The sequence below is a fragment of the Coprococcus hominis (ex Arizal et al. 2022) genome, assembly GCF_040094675.1.
GTDB classification, from domain to species: domain Bacteria; phylum Bacillota; class Clostridia; order Lachnospirales; family Lachnospiraceae; genus Coprococcus_C; species Coprococcus_C hominis.
In genome coordinates this window covers 122,855-131,982 of sequence record NZ_JBBNHG010000041.1, presented here as the reverse complement: position 1 = coordinate 131,982, position 9,128 = coordinate 122,855, and the positions used below count along the sequence as shown (strand labels likewise).

Genomic DNA, 9,128 nt, shown 5'->3' with positions numbered 1-9,128 from the left:
CGAGCTTCTGAAGAAGAATCAGTATGGACAGTACTTGAAAGATGTTTTGGATGGAAAATATCTGGATGCGTTGAGATGAGTTGATAGTTATATAAAAAGATCTGATGTTTTATACATCAGATCTTTTTTGAATTTGTCGAAATTCCTTGATATATTTGTCGAGATGTGTAATATATATAATATAAGTTTTAATAGGGGAGATTAAAACTTATATCAGTATTTTGGGGGATAGGGATTCTAGAGGAGAATACAGTTATTCTGTAAATATCTATAATTTCGTATGTGGTTATCAAAGTTTTCATAACAACCTGTTCCAAATGAAAATTGATATAGTATAAACAAATTAAAATGGAGGAAAACATATTGAATAATATTATACGCAAGAAATTTTCAGAAATTGATTTACACGATCCTTTTTTTGATTCACTTAAAAGAGATTATCCAGGATTTGATGATTGGTTTGGAAGAAAAAAAGATGAGCCTGCATTTGCGCAGTATGAAAATGCAAACCTGATAGGTCTTTTATATTTAAAAATGGAATATCAGTGTGTAAATGATGTAGAACCCAATATTCATGCCGAAAGGATACTAAAGGTGGGAACATTTAAAATCGAGGCGCATGGAACTAAAATGGGAGAACAGTTTATTAAGATAATTATGGATTATGCAATAAATGAAGCAGTTGATGTATGTTACGTAACCATTTATGAAAAACACAGTTCGTTGATCAGTTTGGTTCAAAAATTTGGGTTTGAACAATATGGAGTTAAAGGAGAGGGCGCGCAAAGAGAAAACGTTTACTTAAAGAAAATGGGAATAATTACAGGGGAAATAAACAAAGACTTTCCTTATGTAGATGTGAGCACAGCAAAGAAGTATTTACTAAGTATTTATCCGAAATATCATTCGATCATGTTTCCGGATTCGATATTAACGACAGAGAATAAAAGCATAATAAAAGATGTATCATATACAAATTCCATACATAAAATTTATGTGTGCAGTATGGATGGCGTAGAGAATTTGAATTATGGAGACATTGTGGTGTTGTATAGAACTGGTGAAGATGGGAGAAGCGCAGAATATTCCTCCGTTGTAACGTCTATATGTGTTGTTGAGGATGTAAAAACACAGGGAGAATTCGGCAGTTTTGACGAATTTTATAATTATGCAAGTAAGTATAGTGTATTTGACAAAAAAGATTTAAGATATTGGTACAATAAGGGTAGATGTAAAGCAATAAAAATGACATATAATGGTGCGCTGAGGAAAAGGATAGTTCGACATGATTTGATAGAGGAAATTGGATTAGACCGCGATTCATATTGGGGATTTTTTAAATTGAATGATAGTCAATTCTTTGAGATTGCTAGAAGGGGAAGTGTTATGCATTTGTTAAAAAGATAGAACAAATGTTTGCCAAAGGTTGCAAATTGAATGTTATTGAGATATAATTAAAAAAAATGAAAAGGAGAAAAATAATGTGTGCGATATTATTATCAATTAATCCTATTCATGTAGAAAATATAATGAATGGAACCAAGAGATATGAGTTCCGTAAAAAGGCGTGCAAAAGGCATGTAGATAAGATCTTAATTTACTCTACGAATCCTATTATGCGGGTTGTTGGGGAAGCCGAAGTGGAGGATGTTTTGATTGATTCGCCAGAAGTGATTTGGGAGAAAACAGAGGAAAAATCGGGTATTGATAAATCATTTTTCAATCAATATTATGAAAACCGGGATCAAGCAGTAGCATATAAGTTAAAAAATGTTGTAAAGTATGCTTCGCCTAAAGAATTAAAAGAATATGGAATAAGTAATGCACCACAATCTTTTCAGTATATTGAAGATGCTTGCGTGTGAATGGAAGGAGTGACATATCCTATATTTGTATAGGGCTGTCGCTCCTGATTTTTTACATGCATATGATTCTCCGCCTTAAAAATCTTCAAAACTTTCTCTTTGCATAACCCCCAATATATGTTAATGTTTTATTAGTGAGAACTGTAATGAATGTATGGGTAAAATTGAAAACAGGATGTAGTAAAGGAGAGGGTTACATGAAAAGAGGAAAGAAACTATTTACGTATTTGCTTGTGCTTGTGATGCTGCTGGCAAATACTGTGACAGGAGTTGCGGCAGAGCTGGACGAGCCGTTGCAGGAGGCAACGCAGATTGTTCATGAGGATGGAAGCGGACTGCTGTCGGAGGGCGGTTTGCTGGAAGCAAGCGACGCGGTTGCGGACAGCAGTTATGACCATTCACATGATACAGCGATTGTGGCTGCGATGGAGAAGCTGCAGGATACCATAGATGTGACAGGCTATGGATTGACAACAACCAATGTGGGAGATGTTATACACGGTATTTTGAACATGAATCCACAGTTGTTTTATGTATCGGGTGGATTTCGTTATTATCTGGATAACCAAAGTAATGTTACAAAATTGATCATTACATATAATTATACGAAGGCACAGATTACTTCTATGAAAGCGGAGATTGATGCAGAAGTTGCGAAGATGGAAGCTGCGATTGATACAACCGGGTTGAATGATGTGGAGATTGCGCTTGCATATCATGATTACCTTGTGACAGATGTAACGTATGATTATGAGAATTATTTATCAAATTCTTTGTCGAGCGATGATTATAATATCTATGGCACACTTGTTAAGAAGAAGGCGGTTTGTCAGGGATATGCACTGACGTTCATGTATCTGATGAAACGCCAGAATATTGTCTGCGGTTATGTTTCAAGTGAGGCTGCAAATCATGCGTGGAATGCCGTATATCTGAACAATCAGTGGTATCACATGGATGCCACATGGGATGATCCGACATGGGACAATCTCGGAAGGGTGAAGCATACGTATTTTATGATTTCGGATGCAACCTTGTTGTCTTTGGATAGCGATCGGACGGATTATGTAACGAGTGTTCCGTATGGCTATACCTATACCAAAGCAACTGACAGCCGCTATGAGAGTGGATTCTGGAGTGGTGTGCAGACATATATGTATCCATACAATGGAAACTGGTATTATCTGGATGGCGCATATGTGGCAGCTGATCGTAGCGCGAAATATCAGATTTCCAAGTATAATTATGCAAGCCAGACAACTACCTGTTTATATGGACCGGCATACGCGAAATGGACAACTGCAGACAATGGCGTGTGGACGGCTTATTTCGGACGTATGGCGGCACGAAATGGTGTGATTTATTTCTCAACACCGACAACGATTGAACAGTATAGCATCTCAACTGGAACGACGAAAACGATATTCACATTGCCATCAGACACTGCAAAGGGAACCTATATATATGGACTTGGATTTATAGATGGTGATCTATGTTATGTTACTTCGGATACTGCGAATTATAAGGGGCAGGAAACTTACAATAAGATAAACCTTTGCACTTCTCATGTATATGGAGCGGTGCAGACAATCAATCCAACGTATGAGCAGGCGGGAAAGAAATATCATGTTTGTAAAACATGTGGATATAGTGAAGACATAGAAAATCTCCCGAAACTGGTTAAGGTGTCGACAATTACGATTGTAGGTGGCAAGAAAACCATGACGGTGGGAGAGTCATATACGGTTGAGGATTTGCGAGTGGTACCGGATAACGCTGCCAACAAGGCGGTAGCCTGGACTTCATCCAATCCAAGTGTTGCATCCGTAGATGAGAACGGAACCGTGACAGCAAAGGCGGCAGGTACAGCGACGATCACAGTAACAGCAAAGGATGGGCAGGGGGCCAAGGATTCTTTTGCCGTGACAGTGAAGAAGGCCGATTCTTCAGAAACACCGGATCCGGATCCAAATCCGAATCCAGATCCGAATCCAGATCCGACACCAAACCCGGATCCAACGCCAACGCCGAACCCAACACCAACACCAGATCCAACACCAACACCAGATCCAACACCAAGTCAGCCGGTTACACCAGCTGTAACCGTGCGGTATACAACCCATGTGCAGACGTTTGGCTGGCAGGGAAATGAGAATGATGCAAAGACATGGTTTACAAATGGTGCGATGGCAGGAACGAGCGGAAAAGCGAAGCGCCTGGAAGGTATCAAGATTCGTGTGACGGGCAATGATAATCTGGGAATCCAGTATACAACACATTGTCAGAGCTATGGCTGGCTGCCGTGGTCTGCCAATGGCGAGATGAACGGAACAGAGGGCGAGGCAAAACGTCTCGAAGCAATCAAGATTCAGCTGACAGGTTCGGATGCAGGCAAATACGATGTATATTATCGCGTGCATGCGCAAAGCTACGGTTGGCTCGGCTGGGTGAAGAATGGCGCACCATCAGGAACAGCCGGTTATGCAAAACGTCTGGAGGGAATCCAGATTGTGGTTGTAAAGAAAGGTGCTTCCTTCAATACGAGAATGGGAAATATCAATTCCGCATATGCGCTTGGCTATTATGCGAAGGCGGGTACGTCTCCGGTTGTAAATGCAAAGAATACATCCAATGCTGATCCGCAGATTGCAGGTGGAGTACAGACAAACGTGACCTACCGTACCCATGTGCAGAGCTACGGCTGGCAGGCATGGAAGTACAATGGTCAGATGAGTGGTACAAGTGGTCAGGCAAAGCGGCTGGAGGGTATCAATATCCGTCTTTCTAACCAGCAGTACAGCGGAGACATCGTGTATACAACACATGTACAGAGCTATGGCTGGCAGGGAAATGAGAACAACCAGTCGACATGGCGGAAGAATGGCGTGATGAGTGGTACGAGTGGCGAGGCAAAACGTCTCGAAGCAATCCGAATCAATTTGACCGGTGAAATGGCAAAGCATTATGACATTTACTATCGTGTGCATGCACAGTCATTTGGCTGGCTTGATTGGGCGAAGAATGGTGCACCATCCGGTACAGCCGGTTATGCAAAGCGTCTGGAAGGCATTCAGATCATTTTAGTTCCAAAGGGACAGGCGGCACCAGCGAAAAATTACGGCGGTATTACTTCGGTTCGCGCGTCCTATATTGCAAAATAAACATACAGAAAGGCCCCTCAGCATATATTTTGCTGAGGGGATTTTTGCGTTGGGGGAGCGATGGATAGTCTGTATGATTCGGCGTGTGGCGCCTACATATATGATGAGGATGTGCTTGATTTCCTTGTAAAATATGATAACAATCTGGCGGGGGAGATGCAGATCTTACAGCCAGACTGCAGAACGATTATTAACAGTCAGTTTCTTGTAGCGTATCGCAGTGCCTTGGACACATCTGGGGCTCCGCTTTCGACAGATATATTATTTGGGTTGGGGTATGATCGGATACCGAAATGCTTTGGTTTGATGGATACATCTGCGTTGCACGGGATTGGAATTGGGGCAGTCCAGACGGTGCCGGGGTTGTCGCTTTCGGGAAAAGATGTGCTGGTCGGGTTTATTGATACAGGTATCGACTTTGCGAATCCGTTGTTCCGCAGAGCAGATGGTACATGCAGGGTAACGGCGATCTGGGATCAGACACAGGCGGCATATGAAGCGGGTGGACAAAATATGTCTATGCAGAGCGAGGAAATTGATACGCGCCCAATCTTTGGATATGGCAGGGAGTATCCGCAGGAGTTGTTGAATCTGGCGATACAGACGGAACAGCCGTATCAGATTGTACCAAGCCGGGATACGGACGGGCACGGTACGTTTCTGGCATCGGTGGCTGCCGGGAACACCTATCTGGATGGGGATGATATATTTTCCGGTGTGGCACCGGAGTCGGATATTATCATGGTGAAATTAAAGCAGGCAAAGCAGCGTCTGCGAGATTTCTTCCTGATTCCAGATGGCGTTCCATGTTATTCGGAGGCGGACATCATACTTGGCGTGAAATACCTGATTAACAAGGCGATGGAGCTGGGGAAACCGCTTGTAATCTGTCTGGGACTGGGGACGAATCAGGGTGATCACAATGGGAATCTGAATCTGGAGCTTTATCTGGATACGGTTGTGACACTGCCGGGAATCTGCGTGGTCGGAAGTGCTGGAAATGAGCTTGGCACAGGCGGGCATTTTGCAAGCCTGTCTACGATCAATCTGGGCAATCAGAACGGGATCTCACAGCCGCGGACACGGACGGTAAGAAATGAGATGGAGATCTATGTGGAAGATGAGAATCCGGGTTTTTGCACGGAGATCTGGGGGCGTGCGCCAAGTCTGTACCAGATAGCGGTATATTCCCCGACTGGGCAGCGGTTTGATCAGCTTTTTCCGAACCGTGACAGTTCTGGAATGATTACATATTTGTATGAGGGAACGACGTTGTATGCGGAAAGTGTAGTGGTCGAGAACAATTCGGGTGATCCGTTTATCCTGCTGCGGTTTGAGAAGCCTGCGCCCGGTATCTGGCGGATTGAAGTGACAGAGAATTACAGCAGCTTTCCAGCAGGGTACGATGCATGGCTGCCGATCCGTCAATTTTTGGGCGGCAATACGCGGTTTTCACGGCCAGATCCAGAAGTGATCCTGTGTGCGCCTGCGAATGCGCGTGGGACGATAACTGTAGCCGGGTACAATCATCTGGATAATTCGTTGTATGTGGAATCCAGCCGTGGCTATACCAGAAAAGGACGGATTCAGCCGGATTTTGCGGCGCCAGCCGTGCGTGTGGCGGGGCTGCTTGCGGGAGGCAGTGGGACGCGACCGCTGTTCGTGCGCCGGAGCGGTACGAGTGTCGGGGCTGCATTGACCGCCGGGGCGGCGGCACTTTTCCTCGAATGGGGCATCGTGCGTGGCAATTATTATGGGATGAATACCGAAGTGATCCGGCAGATTTTGATTCGCGGTGCGCGGACAGTTGTCGATATTGCATATCCAAACCCTGCGTGGGGATGGGGTGTGCTGGATATATCACGTGCTTTTGAGGCCCTGCGCGGCTAAGCAGACCGGATAACAGGATAGTTGGATGGATATCATGCTGATACTGGACAAATAGAGAAAAAAAGGGTATCATAAGGGAAATATGTCGTACGATTCAAATTTGAAAACAGGAGTTGTATAGATTATGATATGTAAACATTGTAAAGCGGAAAATGAAGATGGTGCATTGTTCTGCAGCAGCTGTGGAAAACCGCTGGAAGATGAAGAATATGACCGTGAGAAAATGCGGGGGAATACGAAGCTGTATATCGGAATATCTATCGCGCTTATGATATTTCTGGCAAGTGGTCTGGTGTTTGGATTCTTCTATTTCAGTAACAAAGTACAGAAAGCCAACGATGAGCGAAATACAATTGCTTCAGAAAGCGATGTGGCAGCCAATTATTTCCGGTCACAGATCCGGGAACAGGAGGATGCGATCACAGAGCTGCAGTCCCAGATTGATCTTCTGAAAGCGTCGATTTCGGATTATCAGAATAAGGAAGAAGACTATAAGAAGCAGATTACCGCGCTTGAGGATAAGGAAGAGGCGATGGATGGTCTGGCAAGCTTCACGGATGCGGTGCCATCCCAAGGCCATGAGGATATGTTTGTCAGTGATACATTCCTGAAGTTCACGACAAATGAGGCTGATACATCAGAGGAAGGTGCGGAAACGACAGAGGCACAGACACCACAGGAAGCCGTACTGCGTGTATGTATTTCCGGTGATATCGAGGTAAGTGTGGAGTCCTCGGATGAGGATGTTGCGAGCTTCGCATGGGATACTTCTCCAGTCGGACCATCGGTAGCGAGACTGCGTGTGATCCCGGGCAAGAAGGGAACGGCAATCTTAACATTTACGAACAATTTAAACGACGAGCAGATCAAGGTTTATGTCTATGTAGAGTAACATAGCGTAACAAGAATCGCGTCAGTATAAAATAAAAGAAGCACAGTTCAACTTTGAACTGTGCTTTTCTTATTTGTTCGATTCTTGCTTGCCAATTATACTGTTGGAGCCTTGTAGTTGTCGGAGATTGTTCCGAACTCTTTGTACTCCTGAATTCTTGACTGAATACGCTCAGACTGATCCAACAGGCTGCTGATAGAAGCGTTGTGGTTCAGGTGATCAATCAGAGTTGCGATATACTTGCTCAAGTCAGCAGACTCATACCAGTCATGGTTGAAGAGCTCTGGATCCTGATAAGTCAGGTTTGTTGTGATAACTTTCTCGATGGTACCCTCTGCCTTTGCCTGGTCGAAGATATCCAGACCAGCAGTAAACAGACCGAACGTTGCAAGACAGTACACACGTCTTGCCTTACGAGCCTTTAACTGACGGGCAACATCCAACATACTCTCACCGGAAGCAATCATATCGTCGATGATGATAACATCCTTGCCCTCGACACTGTCACCAAGGAACTCATGTGCAACGATTGGGTTCTTGCCATTTACGATCGTTGTGTAATCACGTCTCTTATAGAACATACCAACATCAACACCCAAGTGGTTTGCGAAGTAGATCGCACGGTTCATGGCACCTTCATCCGGGCTGATTACCATCATGTGATCGCTGTCCAAAGTCAGATCCGGTGTTGTGCGGAGCAGTGTCTTGATGAACTGATAGGTTGGCATGATATTTTCAAAACCGCTGTAAGGAATCGCGTTCTGGACACGAGGATCGTGAGCATCAAATGTAATGATATTGTCAACGCCAAGTCCGACTAACTCCTGCAATGCGATTGCACAGTCCAGAGACTCACGACTGCTGCGCTTATGCTGACGGCTCTCGTACATGAAAGGCATGATAACGGTGATACGGTTTGCCTTGCCTGCCATGGCAGCGATAACACGCTTCATATCGGAATAGTGATCGTCTGGGGACATCATATTTGTCTTACCACAGATCTTGTACTCGATGCTATGGTTTACAACATCAACCATGATGTAAACATCAGTACCACGTACGGAATCCTGTAATGTACCCTTTGCTTCACCGGAACCAAAACGTGGACAAGAGGATTTCAGGATATAGGAATCTCTCTCATAGCCTGCAAATGTGATGTTGTCCTTGTGCTCGTTGTGACGTTCTGCTCTCCAGCGTGCAAGGTAGCTATCCACTTTTTCACCGAGGGCTTTGCAGCTCTCCAAAGGGATGATTCCGAGCTTTCCAACTGGAACTGTAATAAGATGACTTGAATCTGGCATGATTTTTTCCTCCATTGTG

The 9,128-nt window shown here is 44.2% G+C and carries 6 protein-coding genes; 5 read left to right on the top strand and 1 reads right to left on the bottom strand.

What is annotated here, in order from left to right; translation table 11 throughout:
* The first annotated feature begins 363 nt into the window (after positions 1-363).
* The 5 genes from AAAT93_RS13495 (at position 364) to AAAT93_RS13475 (ending at position 7,808) form a co-directional block, all read left to right on the top strand.
* The gene (locus AAAT93_RS13495) at positions 364-1,407 is read left to right on the top strand and encodes an N-acetyltransferase (protein ID WP_227573212.1); all 1,044 of its coding nucleotides are present in this window, start codon (positions 364-366) and stop codon (positions 1,405-1,407) included.
* Between the two features lie 74 nt (positions 1,408-1,481).
* Positions 1,482-1,865, top strand: a complete 384-nt coding sequence (locus tag AAAT93_RS13490; protein ID WP_021984795.1) for an ASCH domain-containing protein — start codon at positions 1,482-1,484, stop codon at positions 1,863-1,865.
* 197 nt (positions 1,866-2,062) lie between these two features.
* Positions 2,063-5,026 carry an Ig-like domain-containing protein gene (locus tag AAAT93_RS13485; RefSeq protein WP_227573210.1) on the top strand — a complete coding sequence of 988 codons (2,964 nt, stop codon included), beginning with the start codon at positions 2,063-2,065 and terminating at the stop codon, positions 5,024-5,026.
* Positions 5,027-5,086: 60 nt separating this feature from the next.
* On the top strand, positions 5,087-6,916 hold the full coding sequence (locus AAAT93_RS13480) for a S8 family peptidase (RefSeq protein WP_227573209.1): 1,830 nt from the start codon (positions 5,087-5,089) through the stop codon (positions 6,914-6,916).
* A 124-nt stretch (positions 6,917-7,040) separates the two neighbouring features.
* A complete protein-coding gene (locus AAAT93_RS13475; RefSeq protein ID WP_227573208.1) occupies positions 7,041-7,808 on the top strand; it encodes a zinc-ribbon domain-containing protein in 768 nt (255 codons plus the stop codon).
* 95 nt (positions 7,809-7,903) lie between these two features.
* Here AAAT93_RS13475 and AAAT93_RS13470 read toward each other — a convergent pair whose 3' ends face one another.
* Entirely contained in the window at positions 7,904-9,109 is a 1,206-nt protein-coding gene (locus tag AAAT93_RS13470) for a ribose-phosphate pyrophosphokinase (RefSeq protein WP_021984791.1), read from the bottom strand.
* Positions 9,110-9,128: the final 19 nt, after the last annotated feature.